This is a genomic window from Sulfidibacter corallicola, assembly GCF_017498545.1.
GTDB classification, from domain to species: domain Bacteria; phylum Acidobacteriota; class Holophagae; order Acanthopleuribacterales; family Acanthopleuribacteraceae; genus Sulfidibacter; species Sulfidibacter corallicola.
The window spans coordinates 6281775-6305587 of sequence record NZ_CP071793.1 but is presented as its reverse complement, the minus strand read 5'-3'; the positions used below and the strand labels follow the sequence as shown (position 1 = coordinate 6305587).

Annotated in this window: 16 protein-coding genes and 1 pseudogene; 8 read left to right on the top strand and 9 right to left on the bottom strand. The window is 58.0% G+C overall.

What is annotated here, in order from left to right:
• The first annotated feature begins 141 nt into the window (after positions 1-141).
• A complete protein-coding gene (locus tag J3U87_RS19400) occupies positions 142-1122 on the top strand; it encodes a hypothetical protein (protein WP_237377431.1) in 981 nt (326 codons plus the stop codon).
• Positions 1123-1200: 78 nt separating this feature from the next.
• Here the strand turns inward: J3U87_RS19400 and J3U87_RS19395 are convergent, their stop codons facing one another.
• Positions 1201-1623, bottom strand: a complete 423-nt coding sequence (locus J3U87_RS19395; protein WP_237377430.1) for a hypothetical protein — start codon at positions 1621-1623, stop codon at positions 1201-1203.
• Positions 1624-1725: 102 nt separating this feature from the next.
• On the opposite strand from J3U87_RS19395, the gene J3U87_RS19390 reads away from it, so the two are divergent.
• Entirely contained in the window at positions 1726-2283 is a 558-nt protein-coding gene (locus tag J3U87_RS19390; RefSeq protein ID WP_237377429.1) for a hypothetical protein, read from the top strand.
• Between the two features lie 55 nt (positions 2284-2338).
• Positions 2339-2608 (top strand): hypothetical protein, encoded by a 270-nt coding sequence (locus J3U87_RS19385; protein WP_237377428.1) that lies wholly within the window; start codon positions 2339-2341, stop codon positions 2606-2608.
• A 17-nt stretch (positions 2609-2625) separates the two neighbouring features.
• Here J3U87_RS19385 and J3U87_RS19380 read toward each other — a convergent pair whose 3' ends face one another.
• Positions 2626-6075: a M4 family metallopeptidase gene (locus J3U87_RS19380; RefSeq protein ID WP_237377427.1), complete on the bottom strand. Its 3450-nt coding sequence runs from the start codon at positions 6073-6075 to the stop codon at positions 2626-2628.
• 385 nt (positions 6076-6460) lie between these two features.
• On the opposite strand from J3U87_RS19380, the gene J3U87_RS19375 reads away from it, so the two are divergent.
• Entirely contained in the window at positions 6461-6709 is a 249-nt protein-coding gene (locus tag J3U87_RS19375; protein WP_237377426.1) for a BolA/IbaG family iron-sulfur metabolism protein, read from the top strand.
• Between the two features lie 42 nt (positions 6710-6751).
• On the opposite strand, the gene J3U87_RS19370 is transcribed toward J3U87_RS19375, so the two are convergent.
• From J3U87_RS19370 to J3U87_RS35315, 5 genes and pseudogenes are all read right to left on the bottom strand, one after another.
• Positions 6752-8170 carry a type I 3-dehydroquinate dehydratase gene (locus J3U87_RS19370; protein ID WP_237377425.1) on the bottom strand — a complete coding sequence of 473 codons (1419 nt, stop codon included), beginning with the start codon at positions 8168-8170 and terminating at the stop codon, positions 6752-6754.
• A 122-nt stretch (positions 8171-8292) separates the two neighbouring features.
• Entirely contained in the window at positions 8293-9048 is a 756-nt protein-coding gene (locus J3U87_RS19365; protein WP_237377424.1) for a succinate dehydrogenase/fumarate reductase iron-sulfur subunit, read from the bottom strand.
• Entirely contained in the window at positions 9045-10958 is a 1914-nt protein-coding gene (locus J3U87_RS19360; RefSeq protein WP_237377423.1) for a fumarate reductase/succinate dehydrogenase flavoprotein subunit, read from the bottom strand. The genes J3U87_RS19365 and J3U87_RS19360 overlap by 4 nt, the downstream gene beginning before the upstream one ends.
• A gap of 1 nt (position 10959) precedes the next feature.
• Positions 10960-11604, bottom strand: coding sequence for a succinate dehydrogenase cytochrome b subunit (locus tag J3U87_RS19355; RefSeq protein WP_237377422.1), 645 nt, complete (start codon positions 11602-11604; stop codon positions 10960-10962).
• A 934-nt stretch (positions 11605-12538) separates the two neighbouring features.
• A pseudogene (locus J3U87_RS35315) lies at positions 12539-13111 on the bottom strand (GTP-binding protein); the annotation flags it as partial.
• Positions 13112-13680: 569 nt separating this feature from the next.
• On the opposite strand from J3U87_RS35315, the gene J3U87_RS19345 reads away from it, so the two are divergent.
• The 3 genes from J3U87_RS19345 (at position 13681) to J3U87_RS19335 (ending at position 16230) form a co-directional block, all read left to right on the top strand.
• Positions 13681-14040, top strand: coding sequence for an arsenate reductase family protein (locus J3U87_RS19345; RefSeq protein WP_237377421.1), 360 nt, complete (start codon positions 13681-13683; stop codon positions 14038-14040).
• Positions 14041-14109: 69 nt separating this feature from the next.
• The gene (locus tag J3U87_RS19340; RefSeq protein ID WP_237377420.1) at positions 14110-15147 is read left to right on the top strand and encodes an agmatinase family protein; all 1038 of its coding nucleotides are present in this window, start codon (positions 14110-14112) and stop codon (positions 15145-15147) included.
• A 378-nt stretch (positions 15148-15525) separates the two neighbouring features.
• On the top strand, positions 15526-16230 hold the full coding sequence (locus J3U87_RS19335) for an outer membrane lipoprotein-sorting protein (RefSeq protein WP_237377419.1): 705 nt from the start codon (positions 15526-15528) through the stop codon (positions 16228-16230).
• A 53-nt stretch (positions 16231-16283) separates the two neighbouring features.
• Here the strand turns inward: J3U87_RS19335 and guaD are convergent, their stop codons facing one another.
• Both guaD and J3U87_RS19325 read right to left on the bottom strand, forming a co-directional pair.
• Positions 16284-17588 carry a guanine deaminase gene (gene guaD / locus J3U87_RS19330; protein WP_237377418.1) on the bottom strand — a complete coding sequence of 435 codons (1305 nt, stop codon included), beginning with the start codon at positions 17586-17588 and terminating at the stop codon, positions 16284-16286.
• A 485-nt stretch (positions 17589-18073) separates the two neighbouring features.
• Entirely contained in the window at positions 18074-19552 is a 1479-nt protein-coding gene (locus tag J3U87_RS19325; RefSeq protein ID WP_237377417.1) for a sensor histidine kinase, read from the bottom strand.
• 1145 nt (positions 19553-20697) lie between these two features.
• Here J3U87_RS19325 and J3U87_RS19320 point away from each other — a divergent pair.
• The gene (locus J3U87_RS19320) at positions 20698-23799 is read left to right on the top strand and encodes a sensor histidine kinase (RefSeq protein ID WP_237377416.1); all 3102 of its coding nucleotides are present in this window, start codon (positions 20698-20700) and stop codon (positions 23797-23799) included.
• Positions 23800-23813 lie beyond the last annotated feature (14 nt).

The following is a 23813-nucleotide window of genomic DNA, read 5'->3' as shown; positions in this document are numbered from 1 at the left end:
ACCCATCGACCAAGGTGCTACGACGTGGCGCCGCAACAAGCGGGTCGGCTCGGAGGTGTCCGGTCGACCCTTTTCCCTCCTTCGAGGGGTTCCTGCTCGGCGACACATCGAATCGCCGAACCGCTCACAAAGGCTTTTGCAATGACCAAACACACCATGACGCTCGAAAACCTGGGGACTTCCGAACGACAGGGAGCATCCGTCGCGGCTGATTCGCCACCCTCGACCACCAATCTCGGCATGGCTCGAATCCAAAACATCGAGTGGCTCCTGAGGTTCCTGGCATCAGCGGTCTTTTTGGGCCGCTCCTGGCAATTTCTGCGTTGGGATTCACCCTTGCGCACCATCATGTGGAAACAGGACTGGCTCGAAGGGCCGGTCGCTTTCCTGACCGGTATGAGTTGGCAGGCATACGTCACCAGCCCGACCACGGACATGGTGATCCAGGGCCTCACGCGCTTCATGGGCATTTGGCTGCTGGCCTGCGCCGTCCTGGTTTGGACGGTTCGAGGCACCTCGCGACGCCAAGGTGTCGTGATCGTCGCGGGCTCTTTCCTGCTCCTGTTCAACTTCTCGATCTACTTCATCGGCAAGGGGTTCCAAATCGGGCAAGGCATCGAACACACCCTGCAATGGGCGACTCCGCTGTTTTTGTTGGCGTTCCTGCGCGGTGGCGATTCGGCGATCCCGGGAACCCGTCCATCTTCGGGTTTCAGCCGCAAACATCTGCTTTACTTGAAGGTAGCGATCGCACTCACCTTCACGGGACACGGGCTCTATGCGATGGGCTTTCATCCGCAACCGGGCTATTTCGTCTCCATGATCATGCGCTGCCTGGCCCTGGATGAAAGCAGTGCCCGTATACTGCTGAACATCGCCGGATATTTGGATTTCGTGGTGGCGGTGGCAGTTTTCATTCCGTTCCTGAGTCGGGTGGCCCTGATCTACGCGGCTTTTTGGGGGTTTCTGACCGCGTTTGCCCGCGTCGTCGCCTATTACCATCCCCAAAACCTGCTGGGCTGGATGGACAGTTGGTGGTACCACACCGTATTCCGGCTGGCCCACGGCGGCATGCCGTTGCTCGCACTCTGGCTCGAACGGCACGTCGATCGAGACCGATGACCAGGTGTGGCGGAGCTTCACCGACCCAAGTGTTCCCATTTCCCTAGCATTCCTGGCAACAGCCAGGGTATGTTGGTGTTACTCCTTCATCAGAGCACCGACATGGCCGAATACGATTCTCCTTGGAAGAATATGCTGGAGGATTTTTTTCCCCAGTTCCTCGACTTCTTTTTCCCCTCTGCGGCGAAAGAGATCGACTGGCCACGGGGTTTCGAATTCCGGGAAACGGAACTCCAGAAAGTCAGCCGAGATGCGGCCGTCGGCAAGCTTTTGGTGGACAAGCTGATACGGGTGAACCGCAAGGCTCGTTCCGAAGGCCGCGTCCACCTGCACGTCGAAATCCAGGGAAACCGACAGCGGGCCTTCCCCCAAAGAGTGTTCCACTATTACACGCGCCTGGCGCATCTTCTGGGCGGGCAGGTCGTCAGCCTGGTCATCCTGGCCGACATGCAACCCCGGTGGCGACCGAATCGCTATGAAACCGGATTGTGGGGCCAGCATTTGCGTTGGACCTTCCCGATGGTCAAAATTACAGACTATCTGGACGAGTGGGAACAACTGGAACGTGACCCCAATCCCTTCGCCACGGTGGTTAGGGCCCATTTGAAGGCCAAACAGACCGGACGCGATATCGAAGACCGATACGCATGGAAGCTGCGGCTGATCAAACAACTCTACGACCGGCGAAAACCCAAGGCCGAATTCGTCGCTCTCTTTAATTTCATTGACTGGGTTCTTGATCTGCCCGAGAATTTAGAGAAACGAATCGAACGGGAGATCCTCGAGATCGAGGAGGAGATGAACGTGGATTACGTCAGTACCATCGAACGCAGAGCCGAGGCCCGAGGCATCGCGCTTGGCGAGGCCAAAGGCGAAGCTCGTGGTATTGCCCTCGGCGAGGCCAAAGGCGAAGCTCGTGGCATTGCCCTCGGCGAGGCCAAAGGCGTAGCTCGTGGCATTGCCCTCGGCGAGGCCAAAGGCGAAGAGAAAGCCCTTCGCGCCACCCTTGAAACGCTGCTTCGTGCCCGTTTCGACGTCCTCCCTCCCTGGACCCTCACACGCATTCAGGAAGCCACTGTCGTGGATTTGAACGCCTGGATTCCCAATTGCCTTCTCGCCACATCACTCGAAGATGTGTTCGAAACCAAGGATCACACTTAAAGACACGGCAATCATTTCCTTTCCCCACGGCAGGGAGAGCGAGGAAGGGATGAACGTGGATTACGTCAGTACCATCGAACGCAGGGCCGAGGCCCGAGGCATCGCGCTTGGCGAGGCCAAAGGCGAAGCTCGTGGCATTGCCCTCGGCGAGGCCAAAGGCGAAGAAAAAGCTCTTCGCGCCACCCTTGAAACGCTGCTTCGCGCCCGTTTCGACGACCTCCCTCCCTGGACCCTCACACGCATTCGGGAAGCCACTGTCGCGGAATTGAACGCTAGTATTCAGAACTTCGTTTGCGCGAAATCACTCGAAGACGTGTTCGCGTGATTCCCGGGAGGATCTAATCACTCTTTCGTCACGGTCGGCACCACCTCGACGAGAGAACCGGGCTCGATTCCGGCATTGGTTCCCCGCAAGAACAACACGGCGGCCGGCTGTGGCGTGACGATTTTGACTCGGGCCGTGTCCGCGGTCAGAAACTGGCCGAGCAGCACCAAATGTTTGGCTTTCGGGGCCAAAGCATCCTGGATGGTGTGGGTCGTCAGGATGTCTCCAGCCGCATCGAGGAGCTGAAGCGACACATTGTTGGCCTCTTCCGCAAGGTTGACCAAGGCCACTCCGTCGAAAAACAGGACCGAATCGCCAGGAGTCACTTCGAATCCCTTGCCGGCGTGCGAGAATTCGCCAACCTGAGCCACTGCATTCTGGTCGGACACCATTTGGTAGGAAACCGACACCCGGCAGGTTTCGGGACCAACGATGGAGAAATGGCTCAGGTCCCGACTTCCGAATGCATCGATCGAACTCATCTCGAGCCGGCCAGCGCCGGGTACCTCGAAATTCACGGCCGCAATCGCGGTTCCATCTGCCAAATACGGCTGGAGCTTAATCGATACAGGCAATTCCCCTTCGTTCACAAGCTGAATGTTTGTCGTGAAACCGGCTCCCTGGCGGGTGACGTGGGTGATCCAGCGATTGCTGGCTTCGTGATGCACCACTTCCTGAACACACTGAAAAACGCGAACCGAGTTCAGGTACCAGCCGTCGTCACCCACACAAGTGTCCATACCGAAATCGAACCTGAGTTGGAATCGCGTGGCTCCTTGCAACAGTGCCGATAGATTGGCCAGCGAGGTGCCCCAGGTTCCCCCGGTCACCACCCCTTCGTTGATTCCGTGAAAGGCTTGCTGCCCCGATAAGGGGTTCTGGTTGCGATTGGTGCTCAAGGCGCCGCTATAACCATTGAAGGCGAAGGCATCGCTTGGGATCAGCACGAAGTCGCCGTTGTCCGCACGAATCTTGACGTTACCTCCATCGAATTCCTTTTCGGTGGAAAAATAATGCTCGAAAGACAGCCACACATCGCCCGTTTCAGGAACGGCAATCACGGGGCTCAAGAGCGAAACCATGCCCGACTCATCGTTCAAGCCCACGCCACAGTTGCGGGTCAGACCCACATCCTCCGCATAAAAAGCCCGGCCAGTTCTCCCCTCCGGCAAGTTTTCGGTCACGGCCCAATCGCGCTCCGTGAACGAATCGAAAATGCCGAGATTAAAGGTGCGCCAACTGCCGACATCCCCTTCGAAATCGTCGAAAAACAAGGTATCCACCGTGCTTGCCGCACACAATTCGACCTCGGCGGGATCCAAATTGGTGGCAAAGGTACATCGAACCGGAGCCAATTGCATTTCTACCGCTTGAATCGCCCGTTCAACCTGCAGGACATCTTGTGTATCGATGATTTCCTCGCTCGGCCCTGGCCAATTCTCATGCACCACCAAACTCTGGAGTGGAATGCCCTGCAAATCGCCCGCTGCCAGCATCAGCGCATCCGCATTGTCGGTAAAATCCGAAACCGCGGTCAGGTACACGGACATGGCCCGCCAAAAGATATGGGCCGCCTTGGTCATGCCGATCGGCTCCACCACGATGCCGTTGGCGGTTCCGCCGTCGACCAGCAGGGAGAAGGCGCGATTGTTGATGCCGGAGTTGACGTGAACACCGCCAAAATCGGAATCCTCCGGGCCACAATGATAGTGGGGATCGGACACTCGATCGGGATCGCGCCCCGAGTTCGGTCGCCACATATCGCGCAAACCGCCCGTCGCCAGATCCTCTCCCAAAACCCAGCGAGCGGACGATTCGATCTGGCCTTGGGCACCGCGTACCGTCACACTCACGACCTCGTTGCGAGCCAACGCCGCCCGAAGAGCCTGCCCGTTCGTTCTACCGATCATGACGGCGGGGATCCCGATCACCGGCGCATCCTCCGCACCCGCCATGGTTAACAGCTCGTCACCCTCTTGATTGATGACGATCAGGCCGATCGCCCCGGCTTGCTCGGCAAAACGTGCCTTGTCCACGAAGAAGCAGCTACCTCGATCCACCAGGCCGATGCGGCCGGCCACTTCCGCGGCATTGACCAGCTCGCTGCATCCCTCCAAAGGCGCATCCCCACCCGAAGCGACCGGGACCACCATCGAGGAAAGCCCCTGTTGGGTGACCGGGACTCCAAAGGTGGCGCCCGAGGCCAAGAGCACGTTGGTGGAACCATCGTTGGCATTCACCACGACTTCAGGTCCAGCGGGCCGAAAGGTGGAAATGCCGCCATCCACCCGTACCTGCTGAGTACCCACTTGGTCCCGCAGGTTGAGCAGATCCACCAATTCTCCAAAAATATCCGAGTAGGATTCGTTCAGGGCACCGGGCTGCCAGCGGTAGATCAAATTGTTGGTGTAATCGGTATAGGCGTGGGTCCATTCGTGGGCGATCACGTCATCGACCGCAAAGCCCTCACAAAAAACGGTCATCGCCCCGCTCCAAAAGGCATTGGGGCAGTCTCCATCGGGCGGATTGAGCAAGGAACTCATGAGGCCGTCTTGACCGTCGAAAGACAGGTAATCCCCATCGGTCAGGCTCGCGAACAAGTGGAAAGTCTCCAGGGAGCCTTGAATCAACTCGTTGACTGAAGCCGCGTTATTCCCCTGGAAAGGCAGCGGATCGCCTTCCTGCCAAACGAGGAATTCGGGAGTCGTTCCCCCATCGAACACCTCCCGGGCCAGGCTGCGAAAACGAGGGAGGACATCGACCAATTTCGCGGTGTGGGCATCGATGAACATCGTTTCCGACCGACCCTCGACGGACCCAAGCTCTACCCGCCAGGTCAGAACGCTCTTGCCGTGAACCCCTCGATCCAATCCCTTCCGATAAATGGTGAGCACCGGCTCCTCCAAAAGGGCACGATCCGCGGGCACGCGGGCGTACCGTTCCAAGTAGTGCGCCATCGCTTCGGCCGCGGCCATTTCAGCCGAGCGGGTCGGTTGCGTCGACAAATCCAAACCCGGCACGACCGCACCGTTGACCACGCGCAATCGCCCGTATCCGTCGATATGGAATCGCAACCGCGTAGCGAAAACCGGAACCTTCCGGTAGCGTTGTCCAAAAGAAAGATGGGTGACTCCCATTTTGTCGGTGAACTCGTCGATCAACACCAAATCTCGATCCGCATGTTTCATCCCGAACAGCGAGCCGAACCGGGCCATGAAAGTTTTAGCGATGTCCACTTTCTTCAGGTGGGTCGGGGTACTGGTGCCTCGCGGGAGCAAACTCCCCTCGGACCCGGCCCGCACTGCGAGAAGCTCGATCACCCCCGTCGCCTGACTGACGCGCCATCGAACCTCCGTTCCCGATTCCTTCGCCAATGAATCCACGCTCTCTACCCAACAATCCCCGCTGCCGAATCCGTGGGAACAATAGATTAGGACCAGCAACGAAAACAGAAACGTAGGCTTCATAGCGAAAACTCCTAATGTTCAACCAGAGGAGGGCACGAGATGTCAGGCGGCGCCCCGGGTACCGATTCGCCGCTTGAGAACCGGATCGCCGTCCAGTGTGGCAGAACGAGGGTGGCTTGGCGCGACTTCATTCCCCTTGTGCTTCGGAAAACGAGCCGGGCCGCACATTCACTGGCAAAGTAGGTTCAAAAAACCATCGGATGTTCTCCGTTTCGACTGAAGGACTTGAAACGACGCGATGCGCCGTGGAGCCATTGGAGTGTCTTTTGGAAAACTGCGGAGGGTTTCCCTGTTGCCCGCGTAGGTTGACCCGAGCGAGGAGCTGGGAGAGAATGCCCTGCACACATGCAGCGCCGTTCGATGGCGCCGGAGCGGAGGTAGACGCTTGACTCTGAAGGAAACCGTGCTGACTCGTCTCAAAGAAACCTTTCCCGATGCCAAAATGGTCTTGACCGACACGACCGGAACCAACGACCATTGGCACCTCGAAATTGCCAGCGACACATTCAAGGGCATGAGCCGGGTCAAACAGCACCAAGCGATATACAAACCCTTGCGGGACCTGATCGACAGCAACCAGGTCCACGCTTTAAAAATCACGACCTTCACCGCCGAAAACTGGCCACACGGCTGAGTCGGACCGACAGTATAGCCAATCCCACGCCCCCGCCCCACCTCAACCGTGTATGAGTCTTCGAAGAAATAGTTGATTCTGAAGGGCGGCCTGGCCCTCGAACAAGGCCATGCCGTCCAGGACCTGCACCCCATTTGTGCGTGCCAAGGCCATTAATTGGGTCTCTCTCGGGTTGTAGATGGTTTCGACGACCAGGCGGAGATCGGCGGGAATAGCCTCGACCGGGCAGGCTCGATCATCGGGAGCCATCCCCACCGAGGTGGCCTGGACCCAGGCATAGGCCCCCGGGCACGCTCTGTTTTCCCAATCGACGACGGTCGCTGCAGAAGGCAAATCGGATAACCGCGCCTTGGATCGGTTGGTCACTTGAACGGGATACCCCAGGGAGAGGCAGGCCTGGACGACCGCCTTGCCCAAACCGCCATAACCGAGAACGCGAACGGTCTCGCCTTTCGGTACATGGGTCTCGATAAGCCGTTTCATGGCACCGAAATCCGTATTGTCTGCGGTCAGGTGATCACCATATGCCAACAAGGTGTTCGCCGCGCCTAATTCCCACGCGTCCGATTCCTCGTACGTACCTGCCACTTCGTGGGCCACGGCTTTCATGGGTTTGGTCACCGCCAGCCCCTCAAGCTCGGGGAAGGTCACGAAATAGCATCGCAAATCGGCTTCGGAAACCGCCGGCAATGCGAGGAAGAGGGCCGAGGACACGTACTTTTTGAGCAACGGGTTATGAAAAGCGGGCGAGCGCGAGTGTCCGATCGGCTTCCCGATCACCGCAAAAAGCCGCAATCGCGCCAACTCTATCTCTTCGACACGAAAAATGTCCCTCACTTGAGTCACCGTGAGCTGCCCCGGGGCGACAGCGGGCTCCCGACCAGGGGTGAGAAACGTGAAGGGTGCACCGTAGACCAGGGAAAGCACCCGACTGGCCGCGAAATCCTCCCCCATGTAGAACAGAACCAGCCGTTCCGGCTTCACCTTCCGGTACCATTCGCGCTGGATTCGAAAGTCTTCGGCTTGGGTACCCGTCCCGATGACTTTCACGATATCCGCGCGGGTCTCCAGGCCAGAAGCGATCGCCGAGTGAACGCTTTCACCCCCCTCAAGATCGTGATGGGAAAGAACGACGCGTTTCCCGAAGCGGTGAACTTCCTCGATCTTCGCCTCGAGATCCGGCTCATCCAACTCCAGGTCGATCCAATCGAAACCCGCTTCCAAGCAGCTTCGACGCAGGGCCCATCCCTGATCGTCTCGCGCTTCCCGACTGGCGCGACCGAGGTGGGCCTCGCTGCGGAAGGTCGCCAAAAGGGGACGCGCCGTCCGAGATCGCAAGACGACCGGATTCGGCGGGACATCAAAGGTATCCAGCCGAATTTCACAACCGGCCTGTTCCGGAAGAGGCAATTCCCCAAGCAGCTCCACATCGTCGGAGGACACCGAAAACAAATAACGCACGACAACCGCTCCTATAGCGAGAATCTGGGAGCACTTCGCTCACCCTACAAAAAAGCCCGGCTTACACAGCCGGGCCCTCCGCGGTCGAAACGAAGCCGACCTAAATGTATCAAGCGTTTGGATCAGCCCACCGAGAAGTTGGCCTTGACCCACTCGCGGTTCAAACGGGCGATATTCTCGAGCGAGATCTCCTTGGGGCATTCGGCTTCACAGGCGCCGGTGTTGGTGCAGTTGCCGAACCCTTCGCGATCCATCGCTTCGACCATATCGAGCACGCGTTTATTCGATTCCACCTTACCTTGGGGCAACAAGGCGAATTGCGAGACCTTGGCCGAAACGAACAGCATCGCCGAGGCGTTCTTACAGGCCGCCACGCAGGCACCACAACCGATACAGGCTGCGGCATCCATGGCTTTGTCCGCTTTTTCCTTGGCGACGGGAATCGCATTGGCGTCGGGCGCGGATCCCGTCTTCACGGAAATGTAACCGCCGGCGGCGATGATGCGATCGAACGCGCTGCGGTCCACGACCAGATCGCGGATGATGGGAAACGGCTTGGCGCGCCAGGGCTCGATGACAATCGTTTCACCATCCTGGAAACTGCGCATGTGGAGCTGACAGGCGGTGGTTCCATTTTCGGGACCGTGGGGTCTTCCGTTGATGAACAGGCTGCAGGCCCCGCAGATTCCTTCGCGGCAATCGTGGTCGAACGCGATGGGCGCCTCACCCTTCGATTCCAGCTCGTCGTTCAATACGTCCAGCATTTCCAGAAAGGAGGCATGGGTATCGACGTCTTTCATCTCGTAATCGACGAACTTGCCTTCACCATTGGCCCCGTTTTGACGCCAAACCCTCAATGTCAAGTTCAACTTACTCACTTATAACTCCTTTGCGTCAGCTTGACGTAATTGAATTCAAGCGATTCGGTGTGGCGGGTGGGAACTTCATCGTCGCCTTTGTATTCCCAGGCAGCGACGTGGGTGAATTTCTCATCGTCGCGCTTCGCCTCGTTTTCCGGGGTTTGGTGCTCCTCGCGGAAGTGACCTCCGCAAGATTCTTCACGAGCCAGGGCATCGCGGCACATCATTTCGCCGAACTCCAGGAAATCGGCAACGCGGCCTGCGCGTTCCAACACCTGATTGAACTCGCCCTGCGTGCCGATGACCGATACGTCGTTCCAGAACTCTTCACGCAGCTTCGGGATCTCTTCGATCGCTTTCTTGAGCCCGTCGGCCTGGCGCGACATGCCGCAGTTGTCCCACATGATGCGGCCCAACTTCTTGTGAATCCCATCGACGGTCTGCTTCCCCTTGATCGAGAGCAACTTGTTCAGGCGCTCGTTCACGAACTGCTCGGAAGCCTTGAACTCGGGCGCGGACGTATCGACGGGACCCCCCTTGATTTGGCTCAGGTAACCACCGATCGTGTAGGGAATGACGAAATATCCATCGGCCAGGCCCTGCATCAACGCACTGGCGCCGAGACGGTTGGCGCCGTGATCGGAGAAGTTGGCCTCGCCCAGGACGAACAGGCCGGGAACGGTGGACATCAGGTTGTAGTCGACCCAAAGACCACCCATCGTATAGTGCGGCGCGGGGAAAATCCGCATCGGTACCGAGTAGGGATCTTCGCCGGTGATCTTGTGGTACATATGGAACAGGTTTCCATAACGCGCCTCGATGGCGGCACGGCCGTCGCGCTTGATGGCATCGGCGAAGTCCAGGTAGACCGCCAGGCCGGTGGCCCCTACGCCGCGCCCCTCGTCGCAGACCGCCTTGGCGGCACGCGAGGCGACGTCGCGCGGAACCAGGTTCCCGAAACTGGGATAACGCCGTTCCAGATAGTAATCGCGCTCGCCTTCGGGAATGTCCGTGGGATGACGCTTGTCTCCGTGTTCCTTGGGAACCCAGACGCGACCGTCGTTCCGAAGCGATTCGGACATCAACGTCAATTTCGACTGGTGCTCGCCGGCAACCGGGATACAGGTCGGGTGGATCTGGGTGTAACAGGGATTCGCGAACAGCGCGCCGCGCTTGTAGGCCCGGAAGGCCGCGGTCACGTTACACGGCATGGCGTTGGTCGACAGGAAAAACACGTTGCTGTAACCGCCGGTGGCGAGGCAAACCGCATGGGCGGCATGAGATTCGATGCGACCGGAGACCATGTCCCGTGTCACGATGCCGCGGGCATGCCCATCGACAACCACCAGATCGAGCATTTCCATGCGTGGGTACATGGAGACATTGCCCAACTGCACCTGACGCATCAGCGCGCTGTAGGCACCGAGCAGCAACTGCTGTCCGGTCTGGCCGCGCGCGTAGAAGGTCCGCGAAACCTGGGCCCCGCCGAAGGAACGGTTGGCCAGCAGCCCGGAGTATTCGCGCGCGAACGGCACACCTTGGGCCACACATTGGTCGATGATGTTGTTACTGACTTGGGCCAGACGATATACATTGGCTTCACGCGCGCGGTAGTCACCCCCCTTGACGGTGTCATAAAAGAGGCGGTAGATGCTGTCGCCGTCGTTGGGGTAGTTCTTGGCGGCGTTGATCCCGCCCTGGGCGGCGATACTGTGAGCCCGACGCGGACTGTCCGAAATACAGAAATTCTTGACGTGATACCCCAACTCGGCGAGAGAGGCCGCGGCCGCGGCGCCCGCCAACCCGGTACCGACGACGATCACCGAATATTTGCGCTTGTTGGCGGGGTTCACGAGCTTCAAGTTGAAGCGGTGGTTATCCCATGCTTTATCAATGGGGCCTTCCGGGATCCTTGAATCTAGCTGCATGCTACAGACCTCCCTTGATCATCAGGTAAACCGGAATGGCGGAGAATCCGAGCCACAATCCGACGGCACCCAGTAAGGTGAGTTTCTTGATAAGCGGGGTGTACACGGTGTGGTTGAGACCCATCGACTGAAAGACGCTTTGCAAACCGTGGCTGAGGTGGAAACCGAGAACGGCGAGGAAACCCAAGTACATCAGCGCATGTAGCGGGTTGCCGAGTTTCTCCACGACGAGGCCGTAGAGCCCCATCGGACCACTCTTGTCTGCGAAGGTGAAGTCGAGCAGGTGAATTCCGACGTAGAAAATCACCAGGACACCGGTAAGGATCATGGTGCGTGCAGCGTAGGACGCCCCGGAGGGGTCTTTGTATTCATAACCGGCACGCCGTGCCGCGTTGTTTTCCATGGTCAAGCGAATCGCATATACGACGTGAATCAAAAAAATTGCAAGCAGGCCGAGACGTGCCGGCCAAAGCCATGGTTGGTGGGACAACCATTCGGCGTATCCATTGAATGCATCTGCTCCGAGAAAAATCAGCAAGTTTCCCGTTAAGTGGGCCACAAGCCATCCACTCATCAAGATGCCTGTGACGGCCATCAGCATCTTCTTGCCGATGGACGAGTTCACAAATCTAACAAGCCATCTCATCCAATTACTCCTGTTCCTGAGCGTGAAACGCCAATCGAACTGTTTGAAGCCTAAATCAACTAATCGGCAGACTCAAATAAAACCCCTCATTCACCGTAAGCCCGAAATCTCGAGCCACCTAAACAAATGAGTACATGCCGGATATCCTAGACCATTAGACGACGTTTGGGGCGATGTTAAGGCATAAAAGCGCCGCTCCCGACAGCGCAATCCTCATCATACCGCCTATAAGGTGGAGTAGTTTGGATGAGACCCCGCGCTACTCCTCCTCGAACACGATATCGAGCCGCAACCGCAAGGGTTTTCCGGCCAGATTCATCGGCAAGTTGATCGAAACGGGTACCTCGATGGGGGCGACGCCTGCGGCTGGAGCCGGCTCGGGCGCGGCCATCCGTTCGACCTTGCCAGATTCGGACGCCATGGTCGCAATCTCGGCCATGTCGTCCAACTCTTCGATTTCGAGCGGATCCATATCGTCCAGCTCGATGACCTCGGAGTCGTCAAGCGAGGGAATCGGTTCCAAATCGGCTCCACGCGAGGGCGGCGCGGCTCGCTGAGCAGGGGGCGTGGGCGCCTGGGGTGCCGGCGTTTCGCTCACGGCAGCGCCCAGGGGATCACCGGTTTCATCCTCGATAAACTGAATCTCTTCCATATCCGATTCAACCCGCGGTGACTTCTTCGGGTTGTTCTGGGCGGCCGGGTGCACCGGGGTGGGATCGATCGATGCGGCCGCCGGCGCCGGCTGCGAGAAGCGGCTGGGGTTGGCCGTCGCGGTGGCGGTCGCCGCGGGCTTGGGCTGGCGGGAAATGCCGGCGGAGGCGGCGGGTTGACTCGCATTGCGGCCACCGGGAACGCTGGGCAGGGGCGGAGGCTTGGCGCCGAATTTGGAACCGCCGGTGTCCTGCATCTCTTCTTCGAGCCCGTATTTTTGCGCCAAATTCTTGAGCACGACCTTGCTGATGCCTTTCAATGTCTCGAAAACACCGGTGCCCTTCGGTGCGATCGCTTCGAAATAGGGCACGCTGTAATTATTGACCCGTGACTCGAGCTCTTCGATCGACATGACGTTTTTCATGTCGCGCTTGTTGTACTGGATCACGTGGGGCATTTCACTGATATCGATGTTCTGTTCCTTGAGATTGGTAATCAAGTTTTGAAAACTATCGATATTGGCTTCGATCATCGGAGCCTGTGAATCCGCGACAAACACGACACCATCGGCACCTTTGAGGACCAATTTCCGGGTAGTGTCATAAAAAACCTGACCTGGAACGGTATAGAGCTGTATTTTCGTCTTCATGCCCCGAATTTTCCCAAGATCGATGGGCAAAAAGTCAAAAAACAATGTCCGGTCGGTTTTCGTGGCCAGGGATAGCATTTTCCCCTTCGCCGTTCCCGGCAACGTATCGTAGATGTACTGCAAATTGGTGGTTTTGCCGCAAAGCCCGGGTCCGTAATAGACGACCTTGGCTGTCAATTCTTTGGTGGCGTAATTGAATAGAACCATCTGGCGCTCCAAAACACAGTCTGGTTTTAGACCGAATCCGTCACCGTCTCAAGCGATGAGCGACGTTGAATATCTTCCCTTGCAAAGTCATAGCAATGCAGTAATCTAGCACGATTCGTCACGTGAGTACAATTTAAATACCCTTTCCAAATCAGCCGATAAAAGCCAAATCACATTTGCTAAAACGGTGAATTACAATCAGTTCTCAAATCATCATCGGTCTCGGTTGCGGCCCGCTCGAGCCTCCTCCGGCAATGTCCACGAGACCGGCCGGCAAAACCCGCGTCGCGCCGAAAACCATGTGATTTGCGCATGATCATATTTTTTCGACACTATTTGTAAAACGCAAGGATTCCATACCCTCAGACGCCCTTTCCTCACTTGTGGACCGGGACGAATCCGTCCTTGATGTTCCAAGATGGAACTTTAATAATAGGTCCCCACACGGAACCGGAGACCTCGAATGCCTCCGGTTCCGTGTGGCCGAAGACCGGCGGAGCCATGGCTTTCTCACCGCGGATTTCGCCGATCGGCCCATTCACTACATCCACGAACAAGCGAGCGCATCCATGCTGACACTATTGGGTATTCCCAATTGTGACACCGTCAAAAAGGCACGTGTCTATCTGGAAAAAAGCCAGGTCGCCTTCCAATTCCGCGACCTGCGCAAGCAACCCCTGAGCGAGTCCGAATGGCAGGACCTGATTGCCCAGGACCTGGAAGGCAAACTGATCAATACACGGAGCCCATCGTTCCGGAAAACCGGGTTCAAAGCCGCCGAATTGAACGAGGTGCGCAAACTCGAGGTCCTCCTGGCCCAGCCCACGGCGATGAAGCGACCCGCGCTCATCAAAGAGGGTCGGCTCTTGGCCAACGGCTTCGAAGAGGGCCGGTACGACGCCATCCTGAAAGAAACCCTCAACCCGTGATCCGGGCGCCTCGCACGATCGCGCCGGCGCCCCGTTCCCCCCGTCGCCGCTCATTGGAGGAGTCCCCACATGAAATCCCCCGAATTCGTTCCAGAATATGCCCCGGATAAGGACACCGGCCTGTTCACCAGCGAAACATCTCCCGATCAGGCCGATATCATCGTGATCGGTGTGCCTTGGGAACCGACGGTTTCCTACGGCCGCGGCACCTCGAACACGCCGTCGAGGATCGTGGCCGCGTCCCATCAACTCGATTTCTTCGAGCCCTTCCTCCAGCGGGATCTTTCCAAGGAGGTGGCCATGCTGCCCCTCAATCAGTCCTGGCTGGACGCCAACGACCGCGCCACCCACCTGGCCGAGCCAATCATCGAAGCGGGTGGACGGATCTCGGGCGAACTGGCCGACAACCTCGCCGAAATCAATCGACTCGGCCGGCAAATCAATGAAGAACTGCTCGCGCTGACGCGGCATTGGTTGAAGCAGGGCAAGATCGTCGCGGTTCTGGGCGGGGACCATTCCAGTCCGCTGGGTTGTATGAAGGCCTATCACGAGCGCTTCCCGAAACTGGGCGTTCTCCACATCGACGCGCACCACGATCTTCGTCAAGCGTACGAAGGCTTCACCTATTCACACGCTTCCATCATGTACAACTGGTTGACGGAAGCCGACCCGGCCGGTCCCCTGGTTGCCGTGGGCATTCGCGACTACGCGAAGTTCGAACGCGAACAAGCGACTCGGGATGCCCGCATCACCACGTTCTACGACCGCGACATGAAAGCCGATCTGTTTCGTGGAGAGTCCTGGAGCGGCATCTGCGCCCGAATCGTGGAAAAATTGCCGGAAGACGTCTACGTGTCCTTCGACATCGACGGGCTGGATCCCCGGTCCTGTCCCCATACCGGCACACCGGTCCCCGGGGGCTTGGCCTACGATCAGGCCATCTTTCTCCTGGAGGCCGTCGCGAGTTCCGGAAAGAACATCGTCGGTTTCGACCTGTGCGAGGTGTCCCCCAACCCGCAAGACCCGGAAGACGAGTGGGATCTGAACGTGGCCTCTCGAATTCTCCACAAGCTTTGCGCACTGACCATCGCAACCCGACAAGGGTGAACGAAGGACGATCGGGATCTCTCGTTCAGGTCCTGGTCGCATCTCTCCGTTTGCGGTAGACTGACAGAAATCAAGCGCCTCTTTTTTCGATCACCCTTCCTCCGCGCGGTGAAACATGTTCATCGTGGCGAACATATCTCCGGTGAGATCGGGCACCATGCCCACCCGCGCTGCAACTTTGCTCGCGACGCGCCCGTAGTGCGGAATAGATGTCCCCAAGACACAGGGGGCCGGTCTTCGAGAAAACGAGGAGCTTCGGTTCCCGACTGATCAGCGGCACAACGACATAACGGGGTTTGAATGAAAAGTTTGCGCACATCGGTTCTCAGGGGGGTTTGGCTTCTATGCCTTTCCGGCATAGCCGGAACGGCCGGCGATTTGGACAACATTCTCGCCAAAAATTACGAAGCCCGCGGCGGACTCGAGAAACTCCGCGCCACCTCCTCCATTCGCGTCAAGGGCGAAGTCATTTCATCTTCCCTCAAGATGCATTTCGCCTATGTTACCGATGGCGGCAAAATTCGTCTCGAATACGTCATGAACGACAACCACATCATCATGCTGTACACCGGCAAGGAAGCGTGGCAGGTCAACCCCATGCTCGGCAACAAGGAACCGCGCTGCATGGGCACCAAGGAAGTGGCCTGGCTGGAAGAAATGGCCGATACGGCGGGGCCCCTGGTGGACTGGCGCAAAAAGAAACACAAGGTGCGCTATGTCGGCGATGTGAAACTGGGCGACCGCGACACGTACAAAATCGAGTTGGTCACCGCCGCGAAGCACAAGAAAGATTTTTTCATCGACAAAGAAACCCATTTGGTTTTAATGGTTTCGGAAAAGAGTCAGGGTAAGAAACCGGTAGAGAAGCGCACCATGACCTACCAAAAGATCGGAGGCCTGATCTTCCCGAAACGCATCGAAAAGCGCGATCTCAACCAATGCCCCCACGAAGAGCACGACGCGCAGACAAAATGTTACGCCACCTATGAAGTGGCATTCGAGGATATTTCCCTCAACCCTCCGATCGATGTCGGGCTGTTCAAGATTCGCGATTCTTCCTCGTTGCTCGCCACGGCCAAATAAGACCGAAACCGACGAGCGCGCTCACCGGGTTACACCCCGACCGGGCACGCGGTTCAGGGTCGCTCCTCGGGAATGACCAGCCGTCCGCCGCTATAAGTCGCCCGCAAGTGGGAAGGCCGAAACATATTCAGCCAGGCGAACAACTGGTCCTTTCGGGACGTGCAGCGCGCCAACCGCTCCTGAAAACACAGGTCGGTTTGGCTGCTGAGAACTACGAAATCGGCACTCTTGCCCTCCGCGAAATTTCCGGTCTCGCCAGCGAGATGCAGGGCTTCGGCTCCGGCCAAGGTCCCCAGGTACAGCAACTTGGCCGCCCCCAGACGCATATCGTACATTTGCTGCGCCTTGTAAACATCGCTCAGTTCCTCGAGAATCGAGAAGTTGGTACCCGCGCCAATATCGGTACCCACGAGAACCTGGATCCGGCGCTCGAGATGCCGCGCCAAATTGAAGATGCCGCTGCCCAGGTACATGTTGCTCGCGGGACAATGGCAGACCCGGCAATCCAATTCGGCCATTCGATCCAGTTCCGCATCGGTGGAATGAACGCTGTGGGCCAGCACCGTCCGCGGCGAAAGCAAACCCTGGCGAGCATAGACGTCCAGGTAGTTGTGGGCCTCGGGAAACGACGCTTTGACGGCTTCGATCTCATCCAGGTTTTCGTTGATGTGGGTTTGGAGATAGCAGTCGGGAAATTCCTCGATCAGGGAGCGACACACGTCCATCATGGCAGGCGAGCAAGAGAGCGCGAAACGCGGGGTAACGGCGTAGTACAGGCCCGGTGTCTTCTCGGTCATGCGAATCAACTGCCGGCATTCGTCGTAGGCGCTCTGAGGAGTGTGCAACAGGCGGGCGGGCGCGTCCAGATCCATCAGCGTCAATCCGCTGATCAAGCGCAATCCCTGCTGGCGCGCCGCTTCGAACAAAGCTCGGGTGGCCGGCGTGAACTGGGATCCGAACACCAGCGCGGTGGTGGTTCCCATGCGCAGGAGTTGATGAACGAAGCGCCGCGCCGCAACCACGGCGAAGGCTTCGTCAGCAAAGGCCAGTTCCGCGGGAAACACGGACGTTTGGAGCCAATCCAGCAAATGGTGCCCATAGGCCGCGGTCGCATAGACCTGAGGGAAATGAACGTGGCCGTCCACGAAACCCGGAAGAAGCCAATCATCGCCGAAATCGACGATTTCCGCATCGGGGTGCGCCGCCATGAGGGTTTGTTTGGGACCTCGCGCCAAAATCTTGCCGTGCTCGTCGGCGAGCAAAGCTCCGTCTTCGATGATTTCGAGACAGTCTTCGGCAGAACCCGTAAACGGGTTTTCCAAAACATGCGCGACAATACCCAAAAAAAGACGCTTCATCCAATACTCCAACCATAGGCGTGATCACCCCGTTCGAAGCCCTTTCGCGGGAGGACGAACGAAGGCGGCTAACCATCATAGCAAATCGCGCGTGGGGGCCATAGCGCGGGGTTTTCTCGTCATCTTCCAGCCACGAGATCCGAGGGCCGAGTTCGGTGAACACGAAAATCTCATGATCGGAAACACGTTCGCCGAATCGCTTCCTCCATCCACTCCAGTTCGTATTGCTCCGGGATCGCCCTTCTGATAGGCTGAATTTCTTCAGCGCATGTCAGACCCGAGATACACGAGGCTCGGGACCAAGGATCGGGCACCCGAAGAACATCGTCGATGGCCAAGCCCGATTTTTTCCTTACCGGATGCTTCGCTTTCTGCAGGAGCTTTCCCGTTACGCGAGGGTTACCCGTTTCGAAAATGTACCCGAAGGACTCCCGTCAAGGTCCAGGGGCCCCGCGAGGGGCCCTTCCCCCGCGAACCGGGAAGGACTAGGGGTTGGAAGGACTGCCGGGTTGACGCACTTCGGTCTCTGAGCGGGGTTTTTTGCGGGCCCGGCTGTGTAGCTTTTTGGGCAGGCGAATATTGAATTCGGTGAACTTGCCGGTTTCGCTTTCGACGCGAATGTCCCCGCCGTGGTCTTGAATGATGTCGCGGCAAATCGCCAGCCCAAGTCCGGTCCCCTCACCCGGAGGCTTGGTCGTGAAGAAAGGCGCGAAAATGCTGGCGATCAGCTCTTTGGGGATGCCTTCCCCATTGTCGCGAATGGAGATTGACACCCAGCCGGCCTCCTGCGTGGTTCGCACCCAGATTTCCGGCGTAAACCCACTGCCCAATCGGTTTCGCTTCTCCAAGACGGCGTAGCAGGCGTTGTTGAGAATATTGAGCAAGACCCTGCTGAGCGTTTGGGGCACCACCACGATGTAGCCAAGCCCGGCATCGAATTCCTTGCGAATGTTCAAACTCATCGCCTTGTGTTTGGCCTGCATGCCATGATAAGCGAACGAGACATATTCTTCGACCAGGGCGTTGATGTCGGTGGCCACCGGTTTCGACGGGGCGTTGCGCGCCAGCATCAACATGCTCTGAATGATGCCGGTGGCGCGTTTTCCGTGTTTGTTGATGATGTCCACATCGTTTCGAAGGGTGTGCAGAATGTCGTCGATGTCCTCTCGAGCCGCAGCGGGCAGGCTGGCCTGATGCTCCCGCAACACCTCGACCATTTCCTCCACCAACTCCTTACAGATGCCGGAGAAGTTGTTGATGAAGTTGAGCGGGTTTTTCAGTTCATGGGAAATGCCGGCGGTCAGGGTGCCGATGGAAGCCAGCTTCTCCTGCCGCAGCAACTGCTCGCGATTTCGCTCGATTTCCCGATCCATCCGGTTGACCTGTGCCTGCAGACGCTCTTCCTTGCGGTTGGCCTCCGGATCCGACAAGACGGAGGGCACCGCACCCAATCCCCGTAGTGCTCCGACCACTTGTTTGGAAAGGGCCAGCGCGATATCCACATCGGCCATCTCGAACCGGGTGGCACGCTGGAGGAAGACGACGCCAAAAGGCGCTTGCTTCTGGCTCGCCATCGGAATGACGAGCACAAAACCGCCCGGCTCCAAGTCTTCGAAAAACGGCAATTCCCAATTCCTGGGAAGGTCGGTGGCAGCCAACTGAAGTGGCTGGGCTTCGAGCACCAACCGGTCGCCGATGGCCTGCCAGGCCGATTCAGTCTCCGCCTCCTCCCATCTGGCCCACTGCTCGCGTTGAAAGCCGCCCTCCGGCAAGGCACCCACTTCCAAATGGGTCAACTCTTCACAGCGCCGCACGACGAGATGGCCACGCCGCGAACCCGTCACCTCGCTCCAAAGCACGAGCGCGGCCGCCATCAAGGTACGGTCGTCTTCGATGTCGAATAGAGCTCCGCTCTTTTTCAAAATTTCGGCAAGCGCGTGGTGCGACTCCGAATGGTCAGTCATGGTCCCCTCTTTCCTGCAGCACAATGACCCCCGTCCCGAGAATTCCGGAAGATAGAGGCCACCGATTCATAAGAACTACAAAGTGGAGTGAACTTAACTTCCAAAGAGTCGAAATGAAGGAAAATTGCATGGGTTACTCGCCAAACCTACAAAAGGAAATGTGTATCACCTTGGAGATGTCGGGATAAAAACGCCAATCGAGGCAGAAAGCCAACCCAACGCCAGACGGGAAGATGCTGCGCTTCCGAAAGCGATAGCCCGCGTTGCGGAAGCGCTGGAATACAACCGACGAAAACCGTATCGAAAAAAGGAAGCCCAAAGGGTGTGCCCGGCGGAACGGACCACCACAAACCATTAAAGCGAAACGAGATACTCAAGAGAAAGACGTCCTCAAAAATTACGCCGAACACTCCCGCTCTCGCTGTGACTCAACAGATCGCCGCAGTGTCCCATCGGGAATCGCCCGATTTGGGTGACATGCCCATACAAATCAAATACGTCATTCTACCCCAGAATCGCAGCCAGGACATCGAAACCCATCGAATGCGGAGCCCCCGAAATTAAAGCCTCGAAAAATTCATTGCAACAAATCACAAATCCAATCGGGTAACATCTTTAGCAACGGAATGAATCAAGAGATGTGAAGCATTTTCCGATATCATTTGCCAGGAGCCGGTACCAAGGCACCATCCCCCTTGTTCCCTTTCCCGATTCCGGAAGTACCCGCTCGCTGGAGAGCCCGACCGAACCCACGGTGGCAAGGTCGCCCTGTCCATTCGATCCCCTTCTCATAAATGCCACCCACCTTCAGCCGATCACTCCCCGAGCCATCGACTCGTTACCGAACAACCCAAAACCCCACGAGCCGGTACCGTCCATCGCATCGCGGCTTCGGTTCCGGTTCGCGAACACGGACTTTCCAAAGTTCACCACGGCGCGCAACCGATCTCCGATCGATGCGGAGACCGGTTCGAAACCCTCGATCCCCAACGATTTCCGTGTCACAAGTCTGCGAGTCCCGAATGGTTGTCGTTCAGAAACGCTTCGCGATGTCGCACCTTCCCACACTCGAAACCCGAGCGAACGGTATTTGCCGGTGACGGCGCACCGATACCGGTAATTTGGAACTCGCACAAGATTCAACCATGCATCAGACAGTTCTCGTCTTTCTTCTATCGAATTTGGTTTTTCAGGTAGCCAATCACGCACTCGCGGGTGAACTGAAAGGATTTCGCCTGCGCCAGTGGACGACCCTCGACGGCCTGCCGCAAAACTCCATTCCCGTCCTGCTGCAAACCCGCGAGCGCTATATCTACGCGGGAACCCTGGCCGGCCTGGCCCGTTTCGACGGTTCGCGTTTCCGGATTTTCAATCCACAAAACACGCCACAATTTCCCAGCCATCGCATCGTGTCCCTGGCCGAAACACCCGACGAAACCCTTTGGGTGGGCACCCAAGGTGCCGGGCTGGTGGCGATGCGGGAGACAGGTATCGCAACCTACAACCGCGAGGCGGGGCTCGCCGGAGATGTCATCAATTGGTTGTACAGCGACAGCAGGGGCGACCTCTGGATCTGCACCCAGACCGGACTCAGCGTGTTCGACGCCGAAAAGGGCCTCATCGCGTCGCCCAAAGCCTTTCGAGGGCAAACGTTGTGGTCGGCCGTGGAGGACGCCGACGGCACCGTCTGGGTCGGTGGCCTGCAGGGGCTTTGGTACCGGAAAGCCGACGGAGGCGCCTGGGAGGAGAAGGAACTTCCGATTTCCCAGGACCGCGTCGGGATCTCCACGTTGGAGGCGGGCAAGGACGGCAGCCTTTGGATCGGGCTCGGCAAAAACGGGCTACTCCATCTGAAGGACAGCGATTGGCGCCACTACGGTGCCGGTGACGGCCTGATCAACAACTACACGAACCGCATCATGATGGATCAAGAGGGCATTTTGTGGATCGCGGGCTCGGGGGGACTGGCCCAATTCGACGGGACCGAATTCCGCCATTTCCCCGTGGAGGAAGGCAACATTTGGGCGTTGCTCGAGGATCACGAAGGGAACATCTGGTTCGGTACCCACGGTGGTGGCATGTACCAAATGGCGCGCCAACCGATCGAATTGGTACACCGCGCTCAAGGCCTGCGCCACGACGCCATGCAGGCCGTTTTTCACGACAGCCGCAACCGAACCTGGATGGGCACCTATGCCGGCGGCCTCTATCTCCAGGAAGGGAACGAGATCCGCCACTTCACCGCCGCGGAGAGTTTGTTACACGACATCGTCTGGTCGATCGCCGAAGATGCGCAGGGGCGGATTTGGATCGGCACCCAGGCCGGCATCAATCTTTATGATTCGGAAGGCCGCTTCTCCCAACTGGATCTGGCGGACTACAACGGACCGGTGATCTCGCTCTTCCGAGACCGATCCGACCAAATGTGGATCGGCACCGCAAAAGGCCTGTACCAATGGAAGGAGGATGCGGTCATCAACCACGTCACTCGGGCGGACGGGCTGCCGGGGGACCGAATCATCGCCTTCTGCGAAGACCGCGAAGGACGCCTCCTGGTGGGGACCAGCGGCGGCCTGGGCATCGGCCAAAACGGTCGCTGGCAGGGCATTACCCTCACTCAGGGCCTACCCGAGAACATCGTCCGCAGCATGTTTCAGGACAGCGAGGGCACCACCTGGCTGGGCACCTATGGTGGTGGCATGGCCACCTTGAACGGGAATCAGGTAACACCGATTCGGTCCCGCAACGATTTCCCTCCCTCGACGGTCAACTGGATCGACGAAGACCCCGATGGGCACCTTTGGCTGTCCTCCAACGAGGGCCTCTTCCGCATCGCCAAGGAGGAGATGAAGGCGGTCCTGGAGGACTCCGATTACCGGCCGAGCTACCAGAGCTTCGGCGTTCCCGAGGGAATGGCCACCAAAGAATGCAACGGGGGTTTCTTCCCCAACGGTGCGCGTGACGCACAGGGCCGCCTCTGGGTGCCGACCATGCAGGGATTCGCCATCGCCGACCCCCAACGCTGCCGCCCGAACCCCCACGAGCCCCGCGTGGTCATCGATTCGATCCAGGTTGACGATCGGACCATAGATCCGAACCACCTCGAACGATCGCTGCACTTTCCCCCGCAAAGCCGGTCGTTTTATTTCCGCTTCAGCGCCTTGAGCTTCGGCTCGCTCGAAAAACGCCTGTTCCGCTACCGTCTGGAGGGTCAGGACCGAGACTGGATCGAAGAAACCAACAAGACGGAAGTCAAATACACCAATCTGAGCCCAGGCGAATACCGGTTCATGGTCAAGGCTGCCAACCAGGACGGCGTTTGGAGTTCGGAACCGACGACCATCACCTTTAGGTTGCGACCCTTTTTCTACCAAACCACTCCATTTCGGCTGACGGTCGTCAGCGTCGTACTCCTTCTAGGTTACCTGCTCCACCTGTTCGCAACCCGCCGGCTGGCGCAGCGCGAGCGTCACCTCGCCCAGTTGGTGGCTTCGCGCACCCACGAAATCGAACAACAGAAATACCAACTGGAACAGGCTAACGAGGCCCTGATCGAGGCCTTACAACAGCGCAGCGACCTGATGCACATGGTCATCCACGACCTGAAAAACCCGCTTTCGGCCATCTCCGGTTACGCCCAAATGGTCCACGAGGACGCCGACGATACCGAAGAGGTGAAGATCGTCGCCGACCGCATTCAGCGCACCAGCAACCAGATGTTGAGCATGATCAACGAACTGCTGCAAACCGAACGCATCGAAAACGATGGCGTCCGGTTGAAAATTCGGGAAGAACCACTGGATGCGCTGTTGGCCGATTGGTTCACCGAATGGCAAGTGTTGGCGGCACGTAAGCAGCAGGAACTGAAACTGATCTGCCAAGACGAAGCGAGTGTGCGCATCGACTGGGTCCGCACCAAGGAGATCCTCGACAACCTGGTCAGCAACGCGATCAAATTTTCACCGCCTCAAACCAACATTTCGCTGTACCTCAAGCGGGAGGACCGGCACGCCCTCATTCAGGTCAAGGACGAGGGCGCGGGTCTCTCGCCCGATGACATGAAGAAGCTGTTCGGCAAGTTCCAAAAACTGTCGGCACGGCCGACGGGCGGAGAGACATCCTCGGGCCTGGGCCTCTACATCGTGAAACAGCTCGTGGATATGCAGGGCGGTTCCATCTGGGCGGAGTCCAGCCATCATCGCGGCTGTTCTTTTTTCATCAAGTTCCCATTGTCCGGCAGCGCCTAAAACCACCGCGGCAC

Coding starts and splice junctions, on each gene's coding strand:
- J3U87_RS19400 (WP_237377431.1), top strand. CDS start 142: ATGACCAAACACACCATGACGCTCGAAAACCTGGGGACTTCCGAACGA.
- guaD (WP_237377418.1), bottom strand. CDS start 17,588: ATGAAGCGTCTTTTTTTGGGTATTGTCGCGCATGTTTTGGAAAACCCG.
- J3U87_RS19380 (WP_237377427.1), bottom strand. CDS start 6,075: ATGAAGCCTACGTTTCTGTTTTCGTTGCTGGTCCTAATCTATTGTTCC.
- J3U87_RS19355 (WP_237377422.1), bottom strand. CDS start 11,604: ATGAGATGGCTTGTTAGATTTGTGAACTCGTCCATCGGCAAGAAGATG.
- J3U87_RS19345 (WP_237377421.1), top strand. CDS start 13,681: ATGCTGACACTATTGGGTATTCCCAATTGTGACACCGTCAAAAAGGCA.
- J3U87_RS19340 (WP_237377420.1), top strand. CDS start 14,110: ATGAAATCCCCCGAATTCGTTCCAGAATATGCCCCGGATAAGGACACC.
- J3U87_RS19325 (WP_237377417.1), bottom strand. CDS start 19,552: ATGACTGACCATTCGGAGTCGCACCACGCGCTTGCCGAAATTTTGAAA.
- J3U87_RS19320 (WP_237377416.1), top strand. CDS start 20,698: ATGCATCAGACAGTTCTCGTCTTTCTTCTATCGAATTTGGTTTTTCAG.
- J3U87_RS19395 (WP_237377430.1), bottom strand. CDS start 1,623: ATGCTGGCCCCACAATCCGGTTTCATAGCGATTCGGTCGCCACCGGGG.
- J3U87_RS19360 (WP_237377423.1), bottom strand. CDS start 10,958: ATGCAGCTAGATTCAAGGATCCCGGAAGGCCCCATTGATAAAGCATGG.